Annotated in this window: 31 protein-coding genes and 1 pseudogene; 27 read left to right on the top strand and 5 right to left on the bottom strand. The window is 34.8% G+C overall.

The genetic code is table 11. The annotated features are described in order from the left end of the window. Window positions 1-148: 148 nt before the first annotated feature. The 4 genes and pseudogenes from pstC to phoU all read left to right on the top strand — a co-directional run bounded on the left by pstC (window position 149) and on the right by phoU (window position 3,514). Window positions 149-1,078: a phosphate ABC transporter permease subunit PstC gene (pstC, locus tag HR057_RS00965; RefSeq protein WP_173729519.1), complete on the top strand. Its 930-nt coding sequence runs from the start codon at window positions 149-151 to the stop codon at window positions 1,076-1,078. Next, window positions 1,078-1,962: a phosphate ABC transporter permease PstA gene (gene pstA, locus HR057_RS00970; RefSeq protein WP_173729520.1), complete on the top strand. Its 885-nt coding sequence runs from the start codon at window positions 1,078-1,080 to the stop codon at window positions 1,960-1,962. Before pstC ends, pstA begins: the two co-directional genes overlap by 1 nt. A gap of 72 nt (window positions 1,963-2,034) precedes the next feature. Beyond that, window positions 2,035-2,835, top strand: a complete 801-nt coding sequence (gene pstB / locus HR057_RS00975) for a phosphate ABC transporter ATP-binding protein PstB (protein WP_329955810.1) — start codon at window positions 2,035-2,037, stop codon at window positions 2,833-2,835. Window positions 2,836-2,858: 23 nt separating this feature from the next. Next, window positions 2,859-3,514: pseudogene (gene phoU / locus HR057_RS00980) on the top strand (phosphate signaling complex protein PhoU). 32 nt (window positions 3,515-3,546) lie between these two features. Here the strand turns inward: phoU and HR057_RS00985 are convergent. Beyond that, window positions 3,547-4,041 carry an endolytic transglycosylase MltG gene (locus HR057_RS00985; protein WP_173729522.1) on the bottom strand — a complete coding sequence of 165 codons (495 nt, stop codon included), beginning with the start codon at window positions 4,039-4,041 and terminating at the stop codon, window positions 3,547-3,549. A gap of 10 nt (window positions 4,042-4,051) precedes the next feature. Continuing rightward, on the bottom strand, window positions 4,052-4,291 hold the full coding sequence (locus HR057_RS00990; protein ID WP_173729523.1) for a hypothetical protein: 240 nt from the start codon (window positions 4,289-4,291) through the stop codon (window positions 4,052-4,054). Between the two features lie 325 nt (window positions 4,292-4,616). Between HR057_RS00990 and HR057_RS00995 the strand changes: the two genes are divergently transcribed. The 12 genes from HR057_RS00995 to HR057_RS01050 all read left to right on the top strand — a co-directional run bounded on the left by HR057_RS00995 (window position 4,617) and on the right by HR057_RS01050 (window position 14,985). Then, window positions 4,617-5,291: a hypothetical protein gene (locus tag HR057_RS00995; RefSeq protein ID WP_230474308.1), complete on the top strand. Its 675-nt coding sequence runs from the start codon at window positions 4,617-4,619 to the stop codon at window positions 5,289-5,291. Window positions 5,292-5,418: 127 nt separating this feature from the next. Then, window positions 5,419-5,568 carry a 50S ribosomal protein L33 gene (gene rpmG / locus HR057_RS01000; protein WP_173729525.1) on the top strand — a complete coding sequence of 50 codons (150 nt, stop codon included), beginning with the start codon at window positions 5,419-5,421 and terminating at the stop codon, window positions 5,566-5,568. Window positions 5,569-5,639: 71 nt separating this feature from the next. After that, the gene (locus HR057_RS01005) at window positions 5,640-6,209 is read left to right on the top strand and encodes a 5-formyltetrahydrofolate cyclo-ligase (protein ID WP_173729526.1); all 570 of its coding nucleotides are present in this window, start codon (window positions 5,640-5,642) and stop codon (window positions 6,207-6,209) included. Next, on the top strand, window positions 6,194-6,994 hold the full coding sequence (locus HR057_RS01010; protein ID WP_173729527.1) for a DUF92 domain-containing protein: 801 nt from the start codon (window positions 6,194-6,196) through the stop codon (window positions 6,992-6,994). Before HR057_RS01005 ends, HR057_RS01010 begins: the two co-directional genes overlap by 16 nt. A gap of 4 nt (window positions 6,995-6,998) precedes the next feature. Further along, window positions 6,999-8,015, top strand: coding sequence for a ThiF family adenylyltransferase (locus HR057_RS01015; RefSeq protein WP_173729528.1), 1,017 nt, complete (start codon window positions 6,999-7,001; stop codon window positions 8,013-8,015). A gap of 122 nt (window positions 8,016-8,137) precedes the next feature. Then, complete coding sequence (locus HR057_RS01020; RefSeq protein ID WP_173729529.1) at window positions 8,138-8,317, top strand: hypothetical protein; 180 nt, start codon at window positions 8,138-8,140, stop codon at window positions 8,315-8,317. A 218-nt stretch (window positions 8,318-8,535) separates the two neighbouring features. Further along, window positions 8,536-9,699, top strand: a complete 1,164-nt coding sequence (locus HR057_RS01025; RefSeq protein ID WP_173729530.1) for a rhomboid family intramembrane serine protease — start codon at window positions 8,536-8,538, stop codon at window positions 9,697-9,699. Window positions 9,700-9,770: 71 nt separating this feature from the next. Beyond that, entirely contained in the window at window positions 9,771-11,237 is a 1,467-nt protein-coding gene (locus HR057_RS01030; protein ID WP_173729531.1) for a spore germination protein, read from the top strand. 146 nt (window positions 11,238-11,383) lie between these two features. Beyond that, window positions 11,384-11,596 carry a YqgQ family protein gene (locus tag HR057_RS01035; protein WP_173729532.1) on the top strand — a complete coding sequence of 71 codons (213 nt, stop codon included), beginning with the start codon at window positions 11,384-11,386 and terminating at the stop codon, window positions 11,594-11,596. Between the two features lie 14 nt (window positions 11,597-11,610). After that, entirely contained in the window at window positions 11,611-12,570 is a 960-nt protein-coding gene (locus tag HR057_RS01040; protein ID WP_173729533.1) for an ROK family glucokinase, read from the top strand. A 58-nt stretch (window positions 12,571-12,628) separates the two neighbouring features. Next, a complete protein-coding gene (locus HR057_RS01045; RefSeq protein ID WP_173729534.1) occupies window positions 12,629-13,819 on the top strand; it encodes a M14 family metallopeptidase in 1,191 nt (396 codons plus the stop codon). Window positions 13,820-13,863: 44 nt separating this feature from the next. Then, window positions 13,864-14,985 (top strand): YqgU-like beta propeller domain-containing protein, encoded by a 1,122-nt coding sequence (locus HR057_RS01050; RefSeq protein ID WP_230474309.1) that lies wholly within the window; start codon window positions 13,864-13,866, stop codon window positions 14,983-14,985. A gap of 81 nt (window positions 14,986-15,066) precedes the next feature. Here the strand turns inward: HR057_RS01050 and HR057_RS01055 are convergent, their stop codons facing one another. Continuing rightward, the gene (locus HR057_RS01055; RefSeq protein WP_173729535.1) at window positions 15,067-15,252 is read right to left on the bottom strand and encodes a DUF2759 family protein; all 186 of its coding nucleotides are present in this window, start codon (window positions 15,250-15,252) and stop codon (window positions 15,067-15,069) included. A gap of 206 nt (window positions 15,253-15,458) precedes the next feature. On the opposite strand from HR057_RS01055, the gene HR057_RS01060 reads away from it, so the two are divergent. Together HR057_RS01060 and HR057_RS01065 are read left to right on the top strand one after the other, a co-directional pair. Further along, window positions 15,459-16,094 (top strand): MBL fold metallo-hydrolase, encoded by a 636-nt coding sequence (locus tag HR057_RS01060; protein ID WP_329955811.1) that lies wholly within the window; start codon window positions 15,459-15,461, stop codon window positions 16,092-16,094. Window positions 16,095-16,112: 18 nt separating this feature from the next. Continuing rightward, on the top strand, window positions 16,113-17,234 hold the full coding sequence (locus tag HR057_RS01065; RefSeq protein WP_329955802.1) for a class I SAM-dependent methyltransferase: 1,122 nt from the start codon (window positions 16,113-16,115) through the stop codon (window positions 17,232-17,234). 156 nt (window positions 17,235-17,390) lie between these two features. Here the strand turns inward: HR057_RS01065 and HR057_RS01070 are convergent, their stop codons facing one another. Both HR057_RS01070 and HR057_RS01075 read right to left on the bottom strand, forming a co-directional pair. Next, window positions 17,391-17,636: a DUF2626 family protein gene (locus HR057_RS01070; RefSeq protein WP_173729537.1), complete on the bottom strand. Its 246-nt coding sequence runs from the start codon at window positions 17,634-17,636 to the stop codon at window positions 17,391-17,393. A 124-nt stretch (window positions 17,637-17,760) separates the two neighbouring features. Beyond that, window positions 17,761-18,453, bottom strand: coding sequence for a helix-turn-helix transcriptional regulator (locus HR057_RS01075; protein ID WP_173729538.1), 693 nt, complete (start codon window positions 18,451-18,453; stop codon window positions 17,761-17,763). 288 nt (window positions 18,454-18,741) lie between these two features. Here HR057_RS01075 and comGA point away from each other — a divergent pair, with 288 nt between their 5' ends. The 9 genes from comGA (at window position 18,742) to HR057_RS01120 (ending at window position 23,584) form a co-directional block, all read left to right on the top strand. After that, window positions 18,742-19,797 carry a competence type IV pilus ATPase ComGA gene (gene comGA, locus HR057_RS01080; protein WP_230474310.1) on the top strand — a complete coding sequence of 352 codons (1,056 nt, stop codon included), beginning with the start codon at window positions 18,742-18,744 and terminating at the stop codon, window positions 19,795-19,797. Further along, the gene (gene comGB, locus HR057_RS01085; protein ID WP_173729539.1) at window positions 19,794-20,828 is read left to right on the top strand and encodes a competence type IV pilus assembly protein ComGB; all 1,035 of its coding nucleotides are present in this window, start codon (window positions 19,794-19,796) and stop codon (window positions 20,826-20,828) included. The genes comGA and comGB overlap by 4 nt, the downstream gene beginning before the upstream one ends. A 78-nt stretch (window positions 20,829-20,906) precedes the next feature. Beyond that, window positions 20,907-21,212, top strand: coding sequence for a competence type IV pilus major pilin ComGC (comGC, locus tag HR057_RS01090; RefSeq protein WP_173729699.1), 306 nt, complete (start codon window positions 20,907-20,909; stop codon window positions 21,210-21,212). A 28-nt stretch (window positions 21,213-21,240) separates the two neighbouring features. After that, window positions 21,241-21,693 (top strand): competence type IV pilus minor pilin ComGD, encoded by a 453-nt coding sequence (gene comGD / locus HR057_RS01095; RefSeq protein ID WP_173729540.1) that lies wholly within the window; start codon window positions 21,241-21,243, stop codon window positions 21,691-21,693. Next, window positions 21,677-22,012, top strand: coding sequence for a type II secretion system protein (locus tag HR057_RS01100; RefSeq protein ID WP_173729541.1), 336 nt, complete (start codon window positions 21,677-21,679; stop codon window positions 22,010-22,012). Before comGD ends, HR057_RS01100 begins: the two co-directional genes overlap by 17 nt. Next, window positions 21,999-22,439 carry a ComGF family competence protein gene (locus HR057_RS01105; RefSeq protein WP_173729542.1) on the top strand — a complete coding sequence of 147 codons (441 nt, stop codon included), beginning with the start codon at window positions 21,999-22,001 and terminating at the stop codon, window positions 22,437-22,439. The genes HR057_RS01100 and HR057_RS01105 overlap by 14 nt, the downstream gene beginning before the upstream one ends. A gap of 23 nt (window positions 22,440-22,462) precedes the next feature. Further along, the gene (gene comGG, locus HR057_RS01110; RefSeq protein ID WP_173729543.1) at window positions 22,463-22,849 is read left to right on the top strand and encodes a competence type IV pilus minor pilin ComGG; all 387 of its coding nucleotides are present in this window, start codon (window positions 22,463-22,465) and stop codon (window positions 22,847-22,849) included. Window positions 22,850-22,852: 3 nt separating this feature from the next. Next, a complete protein-coding gene (locus HR057_RS01115; RefSeq protein ID WP_173729544.1) occupies window positions 22,853-23,356 on the top strand; it encodes a shikimate kinase in 504 nt (167 codons plus the stop codon). A gap of 42 nt (window positions 23,357-23,398) precedes the next feature. Further along, window positions 23,399-23,584, top strand: a complete 186-nt coding sequence (locus HR057_RS01120) for a YqzE family protein (RefSeq protein ID WP_173729545.1) — start codon at window positions 23,399-23,401, stop codon at window positions 23,582-23,584. The last annotated feature ends 83 nt before the right edge of the window (window positions 23,585-23,667 follow it).

Raw genomic sequence — 23,667 nt, forward strand, 5'->3', positions numbered from 1 at the left:
TTCACTTTTCTCTTTACAAACATTTTTTGAGTAATCATCAAAAGAACGATAGAACCAATCATTTCATGTAATGGATGAAGACGCTGTTTAGAAGGGGGCCTTCCGAACAGCTGTCTTCTTTTATAAGGTATTAGAGGGGGCACATTTCATGGAAAAAGCTTTAAATGTAAGAGAGCTGATCGAAAACAACAAAAGTAAAAGAAATCAGGAGAAGTTTGAGACTTTAATACCAATCGTATTATTTTTCATCGCCTCTATTTCTATATTAACAACAATCGGCATTGTTTTTACTCTGATTGTTGAAGCCGTTTTGTTTTTTAAACAAGTATCAATGATTGAGTTTTTTACAAGTACGAAGTTAGAACCACTTGCGAAAGAACCTTCGTTTGGAATTCTCCCATTAATAAACGGAACGATTATGACAACAGCGATTGCTATGGTTGTTGCCTTACCTATTGGACTTTCGACAGCAATTTTTCTAAGCGAGTATGCTTCGGATAAAGTGAGAAGGTGGCTGAAACCATTTATTGAAGTATTAGCTGGTATTCCCACAATCGTTTACGGATTTTTCGCTTTCACATTTGTGACCCCACTTTTAAGACAAATCATTCCCGCATTAGAACCGGTCAATGCCTTAAGTCCTGGGATTGTGATGGGAATTATGATTATTCCACTTGTAGCTTCTCTTTCGGAAGATGCTTTAAGTGCTGTACCGAATTCAATGAGAGAAGGTGCCCTTGCTCTTGGTGCAACAAAATTTGAAGTCACGATGAAAGTTGTCATTCCTCAAGCGTTATCCGGCATTATTGCTTCGTTTGTATTGGCGATTTCACGAGCGATTGGGGAAACAATGATTGTTGCAATTGCTAGTGGTTCGAACAAAAATTTTACCTTTGATATAACCGGACCTATGCAGACGATGACCGCTTACATTGTTGAATTTACGAGTGGGGATGCTGCAAGCGGTACGGTTGGTTATTACAGTTTATATGCGGTAGGAATAACATTATTCCTCTTTACATTGGTGATGAATGCTGTTGCCCAATATATTTCCCGGAAATTTAGGGAGGAATGTTAATGAGATTGATAGATTACCAAGTGATTCACAAGAGAATTAGGAATCGAATCATTATAAATAAAGTTATGAAAACAGTTTTTCTCTTTTATACTTTGTTTTCTCTTTTTGTGTTGGGAATTTTAATCTTACAGGTTTTAGGCGACAGCATCGGGTGGCTTGACTGGCAGTTTTTAACGAGCAAACTTTCGTTGTCTGCAGAAAAAGCAGGTATAAAAGGTGTAATAGTAGGTACGGTTTGGCTGATGGCTGTTGTTGCCCCAGCCACGATGATTTTAGGGGTCGGTACAGCAATCTATTTGGAAGAATATGCAAATCACAGTAAATTCCAATCTTTCATTCAAACAAATATTTCGAATTTAGCAGGTGTTCCATCTGTCATTTTTGGACTGTTAGGACTTACTGTGTTTGGTAGGATGTTTGATTTAGGCTCGAGCATCTTAGCAGGTGGATTGACGCTCTCTCTGTTAGTGCTGCCTATCGTTGTTGTTAGCAGCCAAGAAGCGATTCGGGCTGTACCTCAATATTTAAGAGAAGCTTCTTACGGTATGGGGGCAACAAAATGGCAAACAACGAAAAATGTCGTATTACCAACTGCATTGCCAGGTATTTTAACCGGCGTCATTTTAGCTCTCTCAAGAGCTATTGGGGAAACTGCACCATTAATTGTTTTAGGGATTCCAGCATTATTAATGCCTATTCCTGACCATATAATGGATGACTTCACTACACTTCCGATTCAAATTTATTATTGGACTGTTGATTCGGTACTGACGAAAGAATATGCCAATCTTGCAGCAGCGACGATCGTTGTTTTATTGTTTGTACTTTTTCTGATGAATTCCATTGCAATTTTCATTCGCAATAAATTCCAAAAAAGATATTAATTGGGGTGAATTGACATGATTACTGTTTTGGAAAAAAAGCGAAATATTAATGCGGAAAATAAATCAGTAAATTTGGATAAAGCAAATTCTGTTTATTTAAATGTAGAAAACTCTTATAAAACAGCTGTTATCGATACGAAAAATATTAATCTATGGTATGGCAATGACCAAGCTTTAAAACAAATAAATCTTCAAGTATATGAAAATGAAGTAACCGCAATTATCGGACCTTCTGGATGCGGCAAGTCCACCTATATTAAAACATTAAATCGAATGGTGGAGATGATTCCTTCCGTAAAAATTACCGGGGAAATTTTATATCGAGGCAAAAATATTTTTGATAAAACCTACCCAGTTGAAGAATTGCGCACAAAAGTTGGTATGGTTTTTCAAAAGCCGAACCCTTTTCCTAAATCCATTTATGACAATATTGCATATGGGCCAAGAATACATGGCATAAAGAATCGAAAACTTTTAGATGAAATTGTCGAAAAAAGTTTACGCAAAGCTGCTATTTGGGATGAAGTGAAAGATCGTCTCCACGAAAATGCTTACAGCCTATCCGGAGGTCAGCAACAGAGGATTTGTATAGCCAGATGTTTAGCGATAGAACCTGACGTTATTTTAATGGATGAACCAACATCTGCCTTAGATCCAATTTCAACACTGAAAGTGGAAGAACTGTGCCAAGAGTTAAAGGAAAATTACAGTATTGTTATTGTAACGCATAACATGCAGCAAGCAGCTCGAATTTCTGATAGAACGGCATTTTTTTTAAACGGTGAAGTAATTGAGTATGATTTAACGGATCGCATTTTCTCAAAACCGAGAGATCAACGAACGGAAGATTATATAAAAGGGCGTTTTGGATAAAAAAGTTGTCGAGGAGAGAAACTATTGCTTTGCGTGAAAATTTTGACTTAAAATTAAAACAATTGAACGAAAAAATCATTGAGCTCGGAAAACTTGCAGAAAATGCTTTTGTTTCTTCTGTTGGGGCTTTAAAAAACAACGATATTGATCAGGGACGATTCAAATCATAGACGGGGATCATTCCATTAATCATTTGAAAAAAGAGATTAATGATTTAGCAATCCTTCTCATCGAGATTTCCGGTTGCAGTAGATTTACGAAGAATCATTGTCGCTTTAAAAATTGCTTCCGATTTGGAAAGAGTGGCTGATTATGCAGTTAATATTAGTAAATCAGTCATCCCTTATCGGTGAAAAGTTGATGGAGTTCCAAATGTTGGTTCTTTATATAAATGTTTGATATTGCAAAAGATATGCTGGATTTATCATTGAAAGCTTTCGTGATGAATGTGGAATTGGCCAAGAAAATTGCTAATATGGATGACGAAGTCGACAAATTATACGGTGAAACGATTCAAACATTTTTTAAAACAGCGGGTGAACATAAACAAGAATTCATGCAAATTACCCAATTATCATTTATTGCTAGATTCATTGAGCGCATCGGTGATTAAGCGGCTAACATTTCTGAAGGAGTTTTCTATATTGTTAAAGGGATTCGCTATGAATTAAATAACTAGGGAGAAATCGCCTTTTAGCATTTATGAATGCTTTAAGGCGATGTTAATTTTTTCGTAATGATTTTCCCAATTTCTTCGTAGGACATTGAACGATTTAGATCATAACTGCCAATTTGAATGGAGCGGCTCCAATTTTTTTCTTCTAAAAATTGTACAAAAGTATTGCTGTCTTCAATAATACCGGATTGTTCCAATAAATCAGCAATTTCTTTTGTGCTCATGCCGCTTTCAATGATTAACGTATATGTTGCTTGTTCTTCTTTTTCTTTTTCTTGAGTGTCTGTTGTTTCTTGTTTTATTTTCTCTTCTTTTAATTCGGGATTTGCGCCTTTTTGAGCGAGTAATTCAATGTATTCTGCTTTTGGAATTGCTACATATTCTTTTTCATTTAAGTATTGTTCAATTTGGGACTCGGTCATTGCCATATCGTTTTCTAAAGATTTAGGTTGCAATAAGTAAACGGCGGTTATAAATGATGTTGCCATGATCATCCCTAAAGAAAAGCTTCTTAACGTGTTATTGAACATATGATTTCACCTATTTTTTATCATTCAGTCTTTCATTTAAAGGGACAGTAAAGTTTTCGTTTCCAAGCAATTCTTCTTCTAACACTTTCATTTTTTTCTTGAGTTGGTAGTTTTCTTGCATGACCATTAACGATAAATTATCAATCTGAGTTTCCAATTCTTTGAATTTATCTTTTTGAAAAAATGAAAGTACGAAGAGAACTATAGAAAAAGAAAATAAGCAGATCAAAGCAGTTTCTATAGAGATCAACTTTTTATCACCTCAATCAAAGATGGTCCAATTTCATCACTCATTATAGCTTTTTTTGTTGGATTTTGCTAAAAAAACGGAAGAAAAAAATTAAAACGATTGTCGAAAGAACACTAAGCTAAAATTTAGCAAATTTTTTTTAGTAGAAATAACAACCGTTTTGCCGTTTCGACAAAATCACCTCGTTGTAGTGATAACCAATTCAGTGCTATTATAAACGATAAGATAAAAGAATAGATAATAACAATTAATAAAAAATGTGCTTTGAAAGTAAGCGATTTCAAAGTTTTGAAAATAAAATTAATAAATAAGGGTGTTTGAAATGATGAGAAATAAATTACGGAATGAAGATATTGGTATATGGAGTAAACAAAACGGGATCGAATGGGGAAGTGCTTTAAAATGGGAAGGAAAAAAAATATTACAAAAATTTCGAACCTACAAATATGCTTATGCAATTAGCAATAAGCATGGCTTACAACTGGAATGCGAAGATTTCGTTCATCCAAATCAAAAGATTTTTTTGAAAAAAATTACACTTCATAATGATTCAAGGAAATATCAGGATTTAACGCTATTTTTCCAGCAGGATATTGGAATTCAAAATGGTACAGCATTTTTTAGCATGTCGAATCGAACGATCTTTCACGAAGATAAAGGTCGTTATGTTCTTTTTAATGGTATGATTGATAATAGAGGAATTAGTCAATATACGACATGGCAAGATAATGATTTTTACAACAAGAATTTTTTGAATATTGAAAATGGTTCGTTATTATTGAATCCGATTGCAGCCGGCCAAGTGAAAAGTGCTTTTTCGATTGAAACTACAATGTTGCCTTATGAAATTAAACGAGGTTATTATTGGGCTATCGCAGCAAATGATTTGCATGAAATTCAACAACTGAATGAATATATGCAAAGGGACCCTGAAAAGCTTGTAAAAGATTTCATTGAAGAGACATTTGGCTCCAAAGTGATGATCCCTCAGATCAATTAACATCTTGAATATTTAATATATATTTGATATTATATTTAAGTCTGAAATCGTCATTTATACAAATTAATGATCGTGACGAAAGTTGAACTATTAGATGAATAAATGAATGAAGTTTGGAGGGATATACATGCGTGTTAACATTACTTTAGCTTGCACAGAAAGCGGACATCGCAACTATATTACTACTAAAAATAAGCGTACCAACTCTGAGCGTCTTGAGCTAAAAAAATATTGCCCACATTGCAAAACTCATACAATCCATCGTGAAACAAAATAAAACAGTAGGAATTGATTCCTACTGTTTTTTTACATTTTCATAAAAGCTTGAAAAGAGGGACAAAGGAACGTATGAATAAAACAGAAATAAGGAAGAGAATTTTAAGTAAGCTCAAGGCATTGCCCCATCCTACATATGTAGAGTGGTCAAATCAGATTGCTGTTAAATTATATAATTTGGAAACTTGGAAAAGCAGTGATACGATTGCAATTACAATTTCGAGAGGGAAAGAAGTTGATACAAAATCAATCATTGAGAAGGCTTGGCAGGAAGGGAAACGGATTGTCGTTCCTAAATGCAAACCAGAGACGAAAGAAATGACATTTCGTATATTAGAATCATTTGATCAGTTGGAAGTTGTATATTATGGATTGGAAGAACCAAAAGAATGTATAACAAAGGCAGTTTCCACTGATGAAATTGATGCTGTGATTGTGCCGGGAGTTGTTTTTAATTTGGATGGTTATCGCATCGGATATGGAGGCGGTTATTATGATCGCTTTTTAACTAACTATAACGGGTGCACAATTGCACTTGCATTTGAAATGCAGCTCGTTTCGCAAATACCGGTTGAAGATCATGATATTCCGGTTCAAACAATTATTACGAATGAACGGGTATTACTATGTCACACATCGTAATCCATTGTTTATTATTTATGTTTGTTGTATTCGCTGCTGTTAGTGGTTATCGGTTTCAATCTCTTACGATATCTGGAGCTTGGGCGACTGTTGTTGTCGGTACCATCATTATAGCAGCATTTCAGTTTCAAGGATTATTTCTCCTTGGTACATTTTTCGTGACTTCAAGCTTTTGGAGCAAGTATAAACAGCAGAAAAAAAAATGCGTTGAAGAGAAAATTCATAAAAGTGGTGCCCGGGATTGTGTTCAAGTATTTGCTAATGGGGGAATGCCAGCAATTTTAGGTTTATTTTACCTCCTTTTTCAGGAAGAGATATTTCTATACATGTTTATTGTTTCCATCGCAACGGCTAATTCTGACACATGGGCATCAGAAATCGGTTCTACAAGCCGAAAACCACCGATTCACATATTGACTTGGAAACGTGTAGGGGCAGGTACATCTGGCGCTATTTCTTTTCTTGGTACAGTTAGTGCATTCTCGGGTGCACTCTTAATCGGAATCATTAGCGTTTTTCTATGGGAAGAGGTATCATTACAATTAGGAATTTTCATGAGTGTGCTTGGGTTTATTGGTCATTTTATTGATACAGTACTCGGGGCAACTGTCCAGATTACATATGTTTGTCCAAAATGTCGTATCATTACTGAAAAAACAATCCATTGTCAACTGCCAACGCAGCCAATCAAAGGGTTCCGCCTCTTCAATAATGATACCGTCAATTTTTTGTCTATTCTTTTAAGCGCATTATTAATCTTTTTATTCCCGATGTTTTGGAGTTGATTTGATGAGCAATTTCACAAGATATTCAAGGCAAATCCTTTTTTCGCCAATTGGCGAAGAAGGACAGCAAAAGTTATTAAATAGTTCAGTTCTTATTGTAGGCATGGGCGCATTAGGAACTGCTCTTGCTAATCATTTAGTCCGAGCTGGCGTAGGCTTTGTGCGTTTTGTAGACCGAGATTATGTAGAAATGAGCAATTTGCAGCGGCAAATGCTTTTCGATGAAGAGGATGTTACACTTGCTTTGCCAAAAGCCATTGCGGCCAAACGGAAGCTTTCAAACATTAATTCTTCTGTTCAGCTTGATGCAATCGTCGCTGATGTGTCTCCGAAAAATATTGAAGAGCTCCTTGATGGAATAGATATTGTTGTTGATGGAACAGATAATTTTCAAACACGTTTTTTATTAAATGATGCTTGCTTCAAAAAGGGCATTCCTTTTGTTTACGGCGGTGCAGTAAGTTCACGTGGAATGTCAGCAATTTTTGTTCCCTATGAAACACCTTGTTTGCGCTGTTTTATTTCATCAAGCGATCAAGGTGGACAAACATGCGATACAATAGGTGTCATTTCACCGATTATTGATATTATTGCTTCATTAGAGGCTGTTGAAGTCTTAAAATTTCTCGTCGGTGATCAAAAGAATCGCAGAACTAGTTTGCTATCGATCGATATTTGGAACAATTACCGCTACGAAATGAAGTTTTCTGCTCCTAGAAGCGATTGTCCGACATGTCAAAAACACGAATATCCTGCATTAGATTTTTCTGAAAAAGAGAACGTGACGGTTTTATGCGGTAGAGAAACAGTGCAAATCCATGTTGCTGATCATTTTAACTTAGAGGAATGGTTTGAACGTTTTCAGCCGATTGGAAAAGTTCAAAAGACGCCATTTTTATTAAAAATAGAACTTCCTGAAGGAGAACGGCTCGTATTATTCCCGGATGGGCGGGTGCTCGTACAAGGAACGGAAGATGAGGTAAGGGCGAAAACATTATATGCTCGCTATATCGGACTTTAATTCATAATTTTTGTAAGAGCGGGAAAGATAGTAAAGAAATTGAGACGGGTTTTGGTCAATGTCTTTCAATCGAATAAATAAATATCCGTTAATTTGGAATTGACTAAAAAGGGAGGATATTTATGCAAAATGATTTTTTTAAAATAATTCTTATTACCGCTCTTTCATTTTTTCTTTACCGCTATCGCTATCGTATCTTAAATTTTTTGCTTAACCAGCCGATGCTCAGGCAAATTATGGTCAAATCATTCATCGGAAGTCCATTTATACGTGAGCGAATGATGGGACAATTGTTTCGTTAATTACAGTGGAAAGGTTTTTGGTTTCATTGAAAAAGATTGTTCAAGTTGAAATACCTTTTTGTTTGTAAGCTCAAAAGCTAGGTAAATGTTTATTAAAATCGGAGAAAATCCTCTACCTTGACAATGATATAAATAACTATGTATGGCGGTTTATTATCCGCCCCTTTTTTTTATATAATAATAAATAATATAGGTTATTGAAGAAAGTAGGTGGGGGTTTGTACAGCACCCTAAGTCAAGATATATTGTTTTGGCGTTTGGCATATGAATTAGTTCGAAACTACCGTTTTCGTGTTCTTAAAATGAGCGAGCAAGGCGAGCTTTGGTTGGAACAGATGGAAGGAAAAAATAAAAATATTGTCCGGCTTTTGCGCTATGATATTGATTGGGGAAATTGGCTTCTACATGATATTGAACAAACTGAAAAAGTGATTCGTAAATATAAAGAGGCACCTTATAGAAAAAAAATGAATGCTTATAATATTTATATTTCCACTTATCCCCCCGTTGATGATTGGGAGCATAGGCTTGATCGTTCTATAAAAACAAATATGTTTCTTATTGTTGCAGACAACCGTGAAAATGAAGTTTGCGCGTTTTTTGAACGCCTTCATTTACCAGAGCCAAATGTTGATGAGTGGTTGACTGAAGATATAGATCCTGCATATTACAAACAAGCCATACGAGAAATCGAAAGGCAAAGAAATCAATCTGAAAGAGTATTGTTATTTGGGAAAAAGCCACGTTTAACTTATATTTTTGTTGCTTTGAATATGATCATGTTTTTTCTCTTAGAGCTGGCTGGTTCAAGTACTGATATCGTTACTTTAGTTTATTTTGGTGCAAAATATAATCCAGCCATTCTAGACGGAGAATGGTGGCGCTTTATAACGCCTATGTTACTACATATTGGTTTTGCACACCTATTTATGAATACACTTGCATTATATTATTTAGGTCTTTCCGTAGAGAGAATTTATGGGAGTTTGCGTTTTTTTCTCATTTATATTTTAGCAGGTATTTCAGGGGTTGCTGCTAGTTTTGCTTTTACGGACCAAGTATCAGCAGGCGCTTCAGGAGCTATTTTCGGTCTATTTGGAGCATTATTATATTTTGGTATCGTTCACCCTTCACTATTTTTTCGAACAATGGGAATGAATGTTTTTGCTGTTTTGGCTATTAATCTTGCTTTTGGATTTATAGTCCCAATGGTTGATAATAGTGCACATATCGGTGGTCTGATTGGCGGATTTTTGGCATCGGCTTTTGTCCACTTGCCCAAACATAAGCCTTTATTTTTTAGACAACTGTCTGCACTCTTTTTATTAGCTATAATCATTGGTGCCACGATTGCTTACGGTTTTTTAATGAATGGGTCGTAAAAAATGTATGTTCCTTTTTACATTGGTTAAAGATGGAATATGGAAGAAAGCCAATGTAAGGAGGACATGAATTGTTAAAAAATAAAGAAATTCAACATCCCGTTCAGTCTAACATTGATGCGAATGTTCAATTTTTACGGGAACAATTAGGTGTGGGGAAAAGCTTCGATGTCATTCATCTTGATCTTGAATATGCTGGCCGAAAAATGGCGATGTTTCTCATTGATGGTTTTGTGAAAGATGATTTGATCCATTTATTGCAAAAATTTTTGGCAAAATTAAGCCCGGAACATCTCGAACCTGACCCACTTGATAAATTATTAAAAACATATATTCCATATGTAGAGGTGGATAAAAATAACGATTTAGATGTATTAGTAGATACTGTATTAGCTGGCCCAACTGTGTTGTTAATTGATGGCATCGATTATGCAATTATTATCGATGCCCGCACATATCCAGTGCGCGGCCCGGAAGAACCGGATACGGAGCGCGTCGTGCGCGGTTCAAGGGATGGGTATGTTGAAACAATCGTGTTTAATACAGCTTTAACAAGAAGAAGGGTTCGTGACCGCAGTTTAAGAATGGAATATATGCAAGTAGGACGACGCTCAAAAACCGATGTCTGCGTTTGCTATTTAGAGGATATTGCAGATCCAGATCTCGTTAAAGAAATAAAAGAATCGTTGAGTAAAATTGATACAGATGGTTTGCCAATGGCTGAAAAAACAATTGAAGAATTTATCGGAGGAAGACACCTTAATCCATATCCGATCGTCCGTTTTACTGAGAGGCCAGATACCGCTGCTTCCCACCTTTTTGAGGGGCACGTGATTGTGATTATCGACGGTTCTCCAAGTGTCATGATTGCCCCAACTACTTTTTGGCACCATTTACAACATGCTGAAGAATACCGACAAAAACCAATTGTCGGTGCATATTTACGTCTTATTCGTTTTTTGGCTGTTTGGGCTTCAATGTTTTTGTTGCCATTATGGTATTTATTTTCTGTACACCCTGAATATCTTCCAATCCAGCTAGACTTTATAGGTCCGAAAGAACCGGGGGAGGTACCACTTTTAATTCAATTGATTCTTGCAGAAGTCGGTATTGATATTTTAAGGATGGCCGCTGTCCATACCCCATCTTCTCTAGCAACTGCATTAGGTTTAGTTGCTGCGTTAATGATTGGTCAAGTTGCTGTTGAGGTAGGCTTATTTACAAATGAAACAGTTCTTTATATAGCGATCGCTGCCATCGGTACATTCGCAACACCGAGCTATGAATTGAGTTTAGCAAATCGCTTAGTTCGAATCGTCTTTTTATTAATGGCAGGATGGTTTGGACTTATAGGCTTTTGTATTGCCATTACGCTTTGGCTCATCATGTTAGTTCGAATGAAATCCTTCCAAACCCCATATTTTTGGCCGTTTATTCCGTTTTCCTTCCGTGATTTTAAAGATGTATTTATACGAACACCGATCCCTTTAAAAAAACGTAGGCCGACGATTTTGCATCCACAAGACCCTGATCGTTAATATGCAAAAATATGAAAACTGGTGTATTCATAAAGACATTGATATTGCACTTGTGCGAAATCAATGTCTTTTTGTGTGTTAGTTGTAGTGGCTAAAGTTTTTTATTTTTTATATACTAAAGGCAGTACGTAGGAGGGGATCAATTTATGAGAACCATTTATGATATTCAACAGCTGCTAAAGCGTTTTGGTGTGTTTGTATATGTTGGGGATCGGCTTGCTGACTTGGAATTGATGGAAGAAGAGGTTCGGGAGTTATACCGATCCCAATTCATTGATATTAAAGAATTTCAAATGGCACAATTATTATTGAGGCAAGAAATGGAACGTGAGAGGGGAAAACGGCAAAACCTGCATTAGGATGGGGTGAAAACATGGAACCGTTGCTAGTTGGTGTCGATGTCGGTGGGACAACCGTTAAATTAGCATTTGTTTCAGATGGCGGAGAGATTCTTCATAAATGGTCCATTGCAACAGACAAATCGAATTCAGGAAAGAATATTATCACAGATATTGCCTCTTCCATTTTGAATAGGTTAGATCAATATAAGCAGGATATAAGCAGTATAAAAGGCGTAGGAGTTGGTGCTCCCGCATTTTTAGATATGGAGACAGGATTCGTTCATGAAGCAGTAAATTTAGGATGGAAAAATATAAATCTTAAAAAAGAACTTGAACATAAGTTAAACTTGCCAGTTGTTATTGATAATGATGCGAATACAGCTGCTCTTGGGGAGATGTGGAAAGGCGCCGGCGTTCAATCGCAAAATTTGTTATGTATTACAATAGGAACCGGAATTGGCGGGGGCATCATTATAAATGGTGAAATTGTTCATGGAATAAATGGTATGGCGGGAGAAATTGGTCACTTTACAGTATTGCCGGAAAATGGTGCGTTATGCAATTGCGGTAAAAAAGGTTGTCTTGAAACTATATCATCGGCAACAGGAATGGTTCGATTGGCAAGAGAAGAAATTGCACACCATCCCGATAGTTTACTTGCAACCCAATATAATAAAACGAACCTACTTTCAGCGAAAATGATAATTGAAGCTGCGAGAAAAAATGATGATTTTGCCCTTGAAATTGTTGATAAGGCTTCCTTTTATTTAGGATTAGCTATAGCCAATATTGCAATTACAATTAATCCTGAGAAGATTGTGATTGGTGGCGGTGTTTCAAAGGCAGGTTCTCTTCTATTAAAAAAAGTTTCAAAATATTTTAAGCAGTTTGCTTTGCCAAGAGTTTATGAAGGGGCACATTTAGCTTTAGCAACTTTAGGAAATGATGCTGGGGTCATTGGTGCAGCATGGCTTGCAAAAAATAAATTGTAATAATGTACATATTCAAAACCCCCTTTCATACTTTGAAAGTAAAGGAGGGGGTTTAAAGATGAAAGTCATCGGCCGTGCTCATGATTCCTTTTGGTATTTAAGCGAATTATTTCAAGTACCGTTGCCACTGTTGGTAGATTCGAATTGCCAAATAGCTGAAAACGAGTCATTATTGGCGAAGGAAATTGACATTCCAGGTTATATTACAGCTGAATATACAGTTCAAGATGAAGAGTCAATTGACAGCATTGCTAGTAAACTCAACATTGATGTTGAAATTTTAAAGTTATTAAATAAAGATGACAATTTATTACAACTAAAAAAGAATACAAAAATATTAATTCCGAAACGTATAACAGATCCTATTGTAAATGGTAGACAAAATTACAGTTATGAAACGATGATGGAACATATTCGCTTATTAGAGGAAATCTATCCGTTTATGAAAAGAAATACGATAGGAATTTCCGTACAAGGAAAGGAAATTCCAGAACTTATCATTGGATATGGACGAAAAAAAGTACACATGAACGGATCATTTCATGCGAATGAGTGGATTACTACTGCAATTTTAATGGCTTTATTAAATGATTATTTACTATCGATTACCAATAAAACAAAACTTCGAGGCATCCATACGGAAGAATTATATTACAGTACAACATTGTCAATCGTTCCAATGGTTAATCCCGATGGAGTCAATCTCGTATTAAAAGGCCCGCCACAAGATCAAAAATACAGGCAATTTGTGCTTGCGCTAAATAATGGCAATGATGATTTCTCGGGTTGGAAAGCGAATATCAACGGTGTTGATTTAAATAAGCAATTTCCAGCTTTGTGGGAAATTGAAAAGCCCCGCAAGCCGAAACAACCTGCTCCAAGAGACTTTCCAGGATATGAACCATTAACAGAGCCGGAAGCGATTGCTATGGCTAAATTAACAAAAGAAAGGAAATTTGATCGGGTAATCGCTTTTCATACTCAGTGTAAGGAAATTTATTGGGGTTTTGATGATAAACAACCACCGTATGCAGAAGTCATCGTTTCTGAAATGGCTAAACAAAGCGGTTATCTCCCTGTTAAAACGCTAGATAGTTATGCTGGATATAAAGATTGGTTTATTTATGAATGGAAAAAGCCTGGTTTTACTGTTGAGCTTGGTGAAGGAGTGAATCCATTGCCGATCTCTCAATTTACAGATATTTATAATGATTCTTTAGGGCTTTTTTTAGCATGTTTATATATGTAATAGCTGCCTCTTCAGGCAGCTTAGACCTTTCCTGGGGTGAAGAGATGAAAAAATTGTTCGTAGCCATCATAGTTTTTCTCATCAATGGTTGTGATGTTTCTGATAGGGTGGTTCATGATGCTCCTTATTTAAAAAGAAGTGGTGAAAACAAAATTGCAATTTCTGAACAATTTTTAACAAACAATGATTTTAAGCCCATTGTCATTCCTGAGGGGCAAAAATTTTATAGTGTAAATGAATGGTATAATCAAGATACAGTTATTTATTCTGTTGGTGAAAGTGGTGGATCATCTCTATATTTACATAAAATAAATACTGGTGAAAGAAGTTTATTTTTTCAATCTGAAGAATGGATTGGGAAAATAGAAGCCAATATCGACAATTCTTTATTTGCTGTGCAAACGATTGAAAAAAATGGAACAAGCCATTTGCGTATTTTAAATAAAATGGGACATGAAATTTTTACAAGATCAAGCAAGATCGAGGAATTACAATTTTTATGGAATCCTTATGCTCCCAATGAATTAATTGTCACTGAATTTTTGCCTAATTTTGATTTTCGATTATTTAAAATAAATGTCACCGAAAAAGAAATTTACCAAATCCCGCTTGAACATCCTTTTGTTCAATGGATTAGCAAAGATGAACTTGTTTATTTAGATTGGAATCAAAATGAATTTACACTTGAAGCCCCAGTTTTTTTATATAATTTAAAAACTCTTGAAAACAAGAAATGGCTTGATAGTAGCATCATGCTCTTTTCGATGAAAGATATTATAGCTTCTGTAACAATGATTAAGAGCGATTATCAACAGTCACGATATACATTTTATGATGCAAAAACGCGCACGAAGCGAACAGAAATAAATATCCCTGTTTTAAATACATTTTCGGAAGCATGGTGGGTGCCTAGTTTTGACTTTGATGAAAAAAAGCAATTATTTTACTTTATGAAACCGAACCGAGCTGGGGATATTGCCGAATATAAGGATGGATTTCAACTAACAGCGTTAACGATGGATGGGAAGGAAGTAGAGTTAATAAATGTTACGGGAAATGTTCCAATTAAATTGTCTCCGACAGGCGATTGGTGTTTAATTGGCAATCAACTTGAGCAAGTATTAAACATTTCTGATCAACAAATATATAACCTTGTTTTACAATAACGTTAGAAAACAAAAAACATCAACGATTGCAGTCAGCAATTGTTGATGTTTTATTCGTTCTCTCCAAACAATATTACAAAATTAGTGTGCAGTTGGAGTACCATGTCCGTTAAGAATTGCAATAAATGTCATTACTGTAAACCAGCCGAATACAAGTACGGATGCACCTGCGAATACGAATGCTAAAACACTTTTTTGTTTTAATGAACGGAACAATCCTAACAGACATAATAAAGTGATAAGTGCAAAAATAATAACAAGACCCAATGCTCTTCCCTCCTTATTTAAATTCTCTGTTCTAAGTATAGCCAATTTTTTGAATAAAAATAGCAATCTATGTATACTAAAAGAGCATCTGTTGTTTATTTTAATCTTTTTTAGTCTTTTTGTCGAGGACAAAAATTAGGATAGATGTGTCAAAATTTTATGGAAAAATAAGTGTATCTTGCATAAATGGAGGGGAAAATATGGGAATTAAGTGGAAAAAGATTCCGTTAGGACCGCTTCAAACGAATTGTTATATCATTGAGAATGAGAAAAAAGAATGCATCATCATTGATCCGGGAAGTGAAGGAAAGAGATTCATTCATCATTTACAACAACATGAGTTAATACCATCTGCAATTTTATTAACACATGCTCATTTTGACCATATCGGCGCTGTTGATGATGTTCGCGATTTTTGGAATTGTCCAGTTTATATACATAAAAATGAGGAGGAATGGCTATCAAATCCAGCCTTAAATGGGTCGAAGTATTTTGGGTTAAGTAACGAAATCATTGTGAAAAATGCAGATCATTTAATAACGGATGAAGGAATGCTTTCGATCGGTTCTTTCCAATTTGAAGTTTTTGAAACACCTGGTCATTCACCAGGCAGTGTGTCTTATTATTTAGCAGAACAGACGGTAGTCTTTTCAGGGGATGCTTTATTTGCTAGAAGCATTGGTAGAACGGATCTTCCTGGAGGCTCTCATAATCAACTTATTCAAAGTATTCATGACAAACTACTTGTATTGCCAGAAGAAACGGTTGTTGCTCCTGGACATGGACCGCTTACAACGATCATTACTGAAATGAACGAAAATCCATTTTTACACGGATTTTAATAGAAAGGTGTTAAAACTGTGTTAAACAAATTAAAACATGTAATTGAAAATAGTAAAAACGGCAATATATCTTATTCTGAATATATGGGCATCGTTCTTTATGACAAGGAACTTGGCTATTATATGAAACATAAACAAAAAATTGGAAAAGAAGGGGACTTTTATACAAATAGTAATGTTCACAGTGTTTTTGGCAAAGTGTTGGCCAGAATTTTTATCCGACTTGTGCAATTAAAAAAAATACATCCGGTTATTTGTGAAATAGGTGCTGGTACAGGAAGGCTTGCAAATTTTATTCTTGAGGAATGGAAAAAAGTGGATCCTGATTCTTTTAAACAGTTAAAATATATTATTGTTGAGATAAGTCCTTATCATCGTGAAGAGCAACGAAAAGTGATTCGTTCTTTTGAAAAGGTACAACAATTTTCATCCCTTACTGAAATGGTGAACCATCTTGGCAAATTTAATGGCATTATCCTTGCCAATGAGTTATTTGATGCATTTCCAGTAGATGTTGTTCAGAAAGTCAACGGTGAAATGGTTGAAGTAAGGATTACTTTTGAAAATAATCAATTAGTAGAAACATTCGTCCCTTGTAAAAATGAAGAAATTTTCAATTGGCTAGAGCAAAATGGGATCGTACTAACAAATGGTCAGCGAATGGAAATACCCCTTAATATGGATCATTGGCTTGAAGAAACGAATGCTTGGTTAGAGAAAGGAATTATGTTTACGATTGATTATGGGTATACGAAAGAAGAATGGATGCATCCTATTCACCGGGAAGGAAGTTTACGGGGGTATTATAAACATCAAATTATTAAAAATCCTCTTTCTTATCCAGGAGATATGGATTTAACAACACATATCCATCTAGATGCGCTTATTCAAAAAGGGGAACAAGTTGGACTGAAATTATTAGGTATGCTAAATCAACGTGAATTTCTATTAAAAGGTGGGATTTTAAATTATTTACAAGAAAATTCTGATCCAAATCCTTTTTCAGAAATTAGCAGACAGAATCGGGCTATCCGTTCATTGATCATGGATGATGGCATTAGTTCAAGCTTTACTGTTTTAATTCAAAGCAAAAATGCCGATCAAATTATATTGAGTGATATTTTGGTTGACGACTATTAAATAATAAAAGGACGCTGCATTTGCAACGTCCTTTTATCAAGTCAATAAAAAGCTATGATATTTGAACATCATTGTCCGAAATAGCACCAAATGCGTTATGCAAGCTATCTCTTTTATTGGTATTAAGAATAAGCGTTGCTTTAACGCATTTTTAAATTAATGCCCGCCACCGCCAAGCGGCATCATAAATGTTGTCCAATACGTGAAGCCGATGAAAAATAAAGTTAAAAATGCTCCAAATATGTAGACATACATGCGTTCAGACAGTTTTAAAAATCCTACTCCTAAGAAAAAGCCAGTAATGCACAGGAATAATAGCGATGTTGTGTACATATCTCCTAGGTAGAACATAATGCTGAAAATTGCAGTCCAAAATGCCATTACTCGATACATTTTGCCCATGATGTACGCCCCCTTTACATAAATCTTTCTATTCAATACACGATAATAATTACTCTAATTATTATAATGGACAATTTATGTGCTGTAAATGACTGAAATCTCAAATTTTGGCGATTGTGTTGATCTAATTTTCATGGATAAGTGCTAAATAGTTACATGACGAACAACCTTTAAACATATTGTCTTCTTCAATTAGTTCGACATTCTTAAACAAGCTTTTAAACATACCTTCAAGAAAAGCTAAGTGCATTTTGCATATTTCTTGATCTTGGGCAACTACTTCTTTAAATGGGCAATTAAAAATTTTAAAGTATACTTTTGTTTGATCTTCGTTTGTTTCAAATTCAGGATAAAATCCTAACAAGTTCGCAGCATCTTTTAAATAGTTCAACTTTTCACTAAAAGTTAAAGGTTGCCCACTTTTTCTATATTCTTTTTCCATGATTTCTTTCCCAAATTTGTGGCCGGTTTCCATTAATGCTTTTTTACCTACCTCACCTAACGAAAGCAACGTGTTAATTGCAATTTCAGAAAGGAGTTGGTAATCCCTGTATGGAAAATTGAGCTGGACAACATCGTCTGATAGACGATAAATTCTGCTTGGTCTGCCGCCTTTTCCTGTTTTTTTCGTTTCAGAAACGATCATTTTAACATCTTCAAGTTTTGAAAGGTGCAATCTTGCTACGTTTGGGTGGATATTAAAGTTATCAGCAATTTCTTGTACGGTTACTTCACTATGTTGGTTTGCTATATATTGATAAATTGAAAACCGAGTTGGGTCAGAAAGGACATTCGTTATTTTTAATGTTTGTTCCAACGTCTTCACCCCTATCTTTTAAACTATTTTTAATATAATTATTATAGTATAGTTCGATTGTCATTGGAATTATTTCTAGACTTGAGAAATAATTTGTTTGAAAATATTCACAATTATTTTCAGCAATTTGTCACAAAAAAAAGCAAGTCTTTTTTTAATTAAACACATGTTGTAATAAAATATAAAAAAATTATAAAAAACTTTCCGGGTAAGGAAGGATTTTGTCAAATTGCGGCGAATAGAAGTTAATGAACGGCTTTAATATCATAAATAGGCAGGTGTATTTCATTGGGATACATAGAAGAGCGAGGAGAGGCACTATTAAAAGAAGCATTCATGTTTAAAGCAACAGATATTCATGTTCTCCCGCGAAAACATGACGCAGTCATTCAGTTTCGAATTCAAGACAGGCTTATGTTTAAAGAAACAATTGCCCTTTCAGTTTTTGAAAAATTACTATCCCATTTTAAATTTCTAGCAGGAATGGACATTGGAGAAAAACGACGACCACAAAATGGAGCCATTCAATGGATGTTTAACGAAAGAAATGTTAGTCTCCGATTATCAACTCTTCCGACACTTCACCAAGAAAGCTTAGTTATTCGTTTACTGCCCCAAAATAACGACATCCCGTTATCAAAGCTTTCATTATTCCCAAAAGCAGCAGAAATTTTATTTAATTTATCAACTAGATCAGCAGGATTAATGATATTAACAGGTCCGACCGGCTCTGGAAAGACTACAACTTTATATTCCCTTATTCAAGCGATCCAAAATACGGAACATTGTAATATTATTACGTTGGAAGATCCGATTGAAAAACAAATTGATACATGCTGTTTACAAGTTCAAGTGAATGAAAAAGCCGGCATCACTTATGCTGCAGGGTTGAAAGCCATTTTGCGACACGACCCCGACATTATAATGGTTGGCGAAATTCGAGATGAAGAAACAGCAAAGGCGGCTGTACGCGCAAGCTTAACAGGGCATCTTGTTCTGACGACTCTACATACGAAAAATGCAAAAAGTGCTATTAACCGTTTAAAAGATTTAGGCATCTCCATTCAAGATTTGGAACAAACATTGCTTTGTGTATCCGCCCAACGCCTTGTTAATTTAAAATGTCCTTTTTGTAAAGGACCATGTTCCCCTTATTGTTTACAGCTCAGGCAAGTGAATCGTTTATGTATTTATGAACTATTATATGGTGAAAATTTAAAAGCAGCTATAAGAGAAGCAAAGGGAGAAAAGGTTTATTATCAATACCAAACATTGGAACATTTATTGAATAAAGGAATAGCTCTTGGGTATCTCTCTAATGAATCTTATGGAGGAAAGATATGAGAAAGAGAAAAAAGTGGACATTAATAGATCAAGCAAAGTTATTTGAACGGTTAGGCCACTTATTACAACGAGGTTACCCTTTGCTTACAGCACTTGAATTTTTAATGCTTTATGTAAATGATGAAAAAAGGAAAGACTTACGTTTCATATTACAACATTTAAAACAAGGAACACCATTCTATTTATCATTTCAGTCACTTCAATTTTCTAATGAAGGATTGGGATATTTATACTTTGCTGAAAAATATGGAGATTTACCCAATGGCTTGCTTCATGCAGGAAAGATGTTAAAACTAAAAGACACCTATGTAAAAAACACAATGAAAATGATGCGTTATCCACTATTTTTAATCATTCTCCTTCTTGGCGCTTTTATTGTCATGCAACAAGTTGTTATTCCACAATTTCTTCAACTTTACGAATCGCTGAATCTTCCACAATCAAAATTTATTACGTTGTTGATTGCCTTCAAATCAATTAGCCCATTTCTTGGGATAACTTTTTTCTTCCTATGTGCTGCCATTGGCTTTTATTATCAATTTTATTTCCGCTCGCTTACTGCCATCGAACAAAATAAAATTTTATGTAAAATTCCATTGGTTAAATATTTTATAAAAAAATATAATACCTATTTTTTTGCGTTTCACTTCGGAAATTTAGTGGAAAATGGTTTATCTATTAATGAAACATTATCTGTATTTCAGAGTCAAAGCCAAATTCAGTTTTTTCAAGAGGAAGCATCAAGAATTAGATCTTTTTTAGTAGAGGGGGATGATCTGGCAGATATTTTAAAAAACACTATTTATTTTGACAAAGAATTAGCAACAGTTATCATTCATGGGCAAGCCAATGGCATTTTAGCAAGGGAATTGCTTGAGTATAGCCGTTTAATTATTGATGAATTTGAGGAATCATTCACTTGGTGGCTTCGCATTCTTCAGCCGACAATAATGGCAGCAATCGGCGGGATGATCATTGCTTTATATTTATCAATCATGCTTCCTCTTTATGGAACCATTCAAAATATGTAAGAAGGGTTGTGTGAAAATTTTATGAAAATGAGAGAACTATTAGCAATTATAAGTTCAAATTCAGATAGGGAAGGACAAATGTTGAAAAACGAACGAGCTTTTACGTTAATTGAAATGATGATCGTCTTGTTAATTATTTCGATTTTGTTACTAGTTACGATTCCAAATGTAACAAAGAATAACACAGTTGCCCAAAATAAAGGTTGTGAAGCTTTGGTAAATTTAATCGAGGCACAAGTGCAAGCTTATGAAATTGAACATGAAAAAAAACCAGATAATTTAGAAGTGCTCCGTGAAGAAGGTTATATAAAAACATATACATGTCCGAACGGCGATGTCCTCCAATTAAGTGAAAATGGGGAAGTCCAAGGACCTAATGAGTAAGGTTGCAACGTGATTGGCGGTAATAATAATGATTAAAAACAGCTTTCAAACAGAAAATGGATATACAATGACAGAAATTTTACTTGTATTATCCATTTTTATAATTGTTGTAACAATATCTTTTGTATCCTATCAATCTTTAATTCGGCAGCAACAAATTTATCGATTTTTTGCCCAACTTCAGCTTGATGTTTCTTATGCACAAAAGTATGCGATTACAAATTATAAAAATGTTTACCTCCGATTTTACCCAGAAAGTAGCCGCTATGAAATTATCTCCGGTTTTTATGAGCCAAGCCTCTTGAATAGAAAGTTTTCCGATCAAATAAAGCTTGAAATGTTAACTTTGCCAAAAACAGTTACCTTTTATTCTAACGGTACGATTGAAAGAGCAGGGAAAATGCATGTTTACTATTATGATGATATTTATCAGTTTGTGTTTTTATTTGGAAAGGGACAGACATATGTTAAAAAATTGTAATGGATTTTCAGTTGTAGAAGTGCTTGGCTCTTTTTCTATTCTTCTTATAGTAATTACAATGATGATACCTGTTCTTATGATCGTTTACGAAGAAAGGACTTCGCTTGAATATAAGCGTGAAGCATTGCGATATTTGCATAACGAAACAGAGTCGTTTTTATATGATGGCACTCAAGAATTTTGGACAAAAAAAGTTGAAATTTCAAATAGAAAATATGTAGTGACGGCTGAAAACGTAAATGAATTGATAAAAATATGCGTACATTGGGAAACACCGCGGTTAAAGAAAGGATTTGTGTGCGGTTATGCGAAAAAATAAGCGGATGAATTATTATTTCAGTCAGAATGGTTTTACGTTAGTAAATTGTTTATTTGCATTTTCTCTGTTTTTAATGATGAGTTCACTGTTACCAATAATCATTCAATTTATTAAAGTTGAACCTAGAACAGTACCTTATAGTGTTGATTTATTTTTTACTTATATACAGAAGGAAATCGTCCGTGCGAACCAACTCGTTGAAGTTGGAAGTACACTTTATTTAAATATGGGTGATGGAAGTATTGTTCGATACGAAAAATATCAATCGAATATTCGAAGACAAGTAAATGGGGCAGGGAATGAATTTCTGCTCCAAAATGTCGATGATGTTTCTTACGAAATTGTTCCAAATGGTGTAATTGTTTCCATTGATTTATATGGCAAAACATTTCAAAAGAGAATATCTAAGACGCCAAAAATTTTTTGAAAAATGATAGAGAGGTGGGTGCGATGTATGGTATTTTAAATCAAAGAGGTTTTATTTTGCCGACGACTTTAGTTATTTGTTTATTAATTCCTCTCATCATTCTTTCGGAAATTGAATTGTATAAAACGGAAAAGCTTTTTGTAATGGAAGAAGAAGAAGGAGAAAAATTGCAAAATCTTACACAAATTGGTGTGCAGCATCTTTTTAAAATCAGTGAGGAACAAGAACAAAAAACAACGACAGGTACGATCTATTATCCAATCGGTATGATTCAGTATACGATTGAAAAACTAGAAGAGGATATGAGGCGTATTAACGGCACTTGTATAACTGACAAAAAAAGAAAATTATTTTTTGTTGCTATTGTGAATGTAAAAACGAAAGAAATTGTACATTGGGTGGAGGGTTAGTTAATGAAATCGCTATTTTTAACAGGCTTTATGGGGTCTGGAAAAACGACTATTGGGAAACAATTGGCTGAAAAATTATCTCTCCCTGTCATTGATACTGATGAATTTATAGAAAATCAATTAAATAAAACGATCCGTGAAATTTTTGAAACAGAAGGAGAAAAAAAGTTTCGCGAGTATGAAAAGCATTTTTTAAAGCTTGTACCAACTGAAAATACGATTGTCACAACTGGTGGGGGCATTATTTTAGCAGAAGAAAACAGGGCTTGGATGAGAGAGAAAGGATACGTTATATATTTGCATTGTGAACCGGATGAAATCATCCGTAGACTAAAAGATGACCAAACCCGTCCTTTGTTAGATGGGGATAAAGAAAACAATATTCGCACAATATTTTCCCAGCGGTTGCCTTTGTACAATGAGGCCGATTTGAAAATTGATACTATGAATAAAAATCCTGATGAAATTGTTGAAGAAATTGAACAATTGATTAAAACACTTGAATGAGGGAAAGAATAAAGATTGGAAAAAAAGTAGGTGGTGAATGAAATGTCCTCCTATGATTATGTCAGATACTTGACAGAGCAGTTTGTAAAATTTGTAGATACTTCGAAAGAAGAAAGATTGAATAAAAAAGTACAAAAAAAAGCAGAACGGGGACCGGTTTTGACAAGATTATTCGGAATGATCCCCCTTGCTTTGTTAATGAGTTTTAATCGTAAAAAAAGAAGATAGTAAAATGATTGTTTTATTGCCCAAAATGTTAATTTTGGGCTTTTTTTCTTTTTACACCTTGTTAACATTATGTTAGAGTTTTG

The sequence above is a fragment of the Calidifontibacillus erzurumensis genome, from assembly GCF_013303125.1.
Classification (GTDB): domain Bacteria; phylum Bacillota; class Bacilli; order Bacillales; family Bacillaceae_J; genus Calidifontibacillus; species Calidifontibacillus erzurumensis.

Coding starts and splice junctions, on each gene's coding strand:
- pstC (WP_173729519.1), top strand. CDS start 149: ATGGAAAAAGCTTTAAATGTAAGAGAGCTGATCGAAAACAACAAAAGT.
- pstA (WP_173729520.1), top strand. CDS start 1,078: ATGAGATTGATAGATTACCAAGTGATTCACAAGAGAATTAGGAATCGA.
- HR057_RS00985 (WP_173729522.1), bottom strand. CDS start 4,041: ATGTTCAATAACACGTTAAGAAGCTTTTCTTTAGGGATGATCATGGCA.
- HR057_RS00995 (WP_230474308.1), top strand. CDS start 4,617: ATGAGAAATAAATTACGGAATGAAGATATTGGTATATGGAGTAAACAA.
- rpmG (WP_173729525.1), top strand. CDS start 5,419: ATGCGTGTTAACATTACTTTAGCTTGCACAGAAAGCGGACATCGCAAC.
- HR057_RS01005 (WP_173729526.1), top strand. CDS start 5,640: ATGAATAAAACAGAAATAAGGAAGAGAATTTTAAGTAAGCTCAAGGCA.
- HR057_RS01010 (WP_173729527.1), top strand. CDS start 6,194: ATGTCACACATCGTAATCCATTGTTTATTATTTATGTTTGTTGTATTC.
- HR057_RS01015 (WP_173729528.1), top strand. CDS start 6,999: ATGAGCAATTTCACAAGATATTCAAGGCAAATCCTTTTTTCGCCAATT.
- HR057_RS01020 (WP_173729529.1), top strand. CDS start 8,138: ATGCAAAATGATTTTTTTAAAATAATTCTTATTACCGCTCTTTCATTT.
- HR057_RS01035 (WP_173729532.1), top strand. CDS start 11,384: ATGAGAACCATTTATGATATTCAACAGCTGCTAAAGCGTTTTGGTGTG.
- HR057_RS01040 (WP_173729533.1), top strand. CDS start 11,611: ATGGAACCGTTGCTAGTTGGTGTCGATGTCGGTGGGACAACCGTTAAA.
- HR057_RS01045 (WP_173729534.1), top strand. CDS start 12,629: ATGAAAGTCATCGGCCGTGCTCATGATTCCTTTTGGTATTTAAGCGAA.
- HR057_RS01050 (WP_230474309.1), top strand. CDS start 13,864: ATGAAAAAATTGTTCGTAGCCATCATAGTTTTTCTCATCAATGGTTGT.
- HR057_RS01070 (WP_173729537.1), bottom strand. CDS start 17,636: ATGGGCAAAATGTATCGAGTAATGGCATTTTGGACTGCAATTTTCAGC.
- comGB (WP_173729539.1), top strand. CDS start 19,794: ATGAGAAAGAGAAAAAAGTGGACATTAATAGATCAAGCAAAGTTATTT.
- comGC (WP_173729699.1), top strand. CDS start 20,907: ATGTTGAAAAACGAACGAGCTTTTACGTTAATTGAAATGATGATCGTC.
- comGD (WP_173729540.1), top strand. CDS start 21,241: ATGATTAAAAACAGCTTTCAAACAGAAAATGGATATACAATGACAGAA.
- HR057_RS01100 (WP_173729541.1), top strand. CDS start 21,677: ATGTTAAAAAATTGTAATGGATTTTCAGTTGTAGAAGTGCTTGGCTCT.
- HR057_RS01105 (WP_173729542.1), top strand. CDS start 21,999: ATGCGAAAAAATAAGCGGATGAATTATTATTTCAGTCAGAATGGTTTT.
- comGG (WP_173729543.1), top strand. CDS start 22,463: ATGTATGGTATTTTAAATCAAAGAGGTTTTATTTTGCCGACGACTTTA.
- HR057_RS01115 (WP_173729544.1), top strand. CDS start 22,853: ATGAAATCGCTATTTTTAACAGGCTTTATGGGGTCTGGAAAAACGACT.
- HR057_RS01120 (WP_173729545.1), top strand. CDS start 23,399: ATGTCCTCCTATGATTATGTCAGATACTTGACAGAGCAGTTTGTAAAA.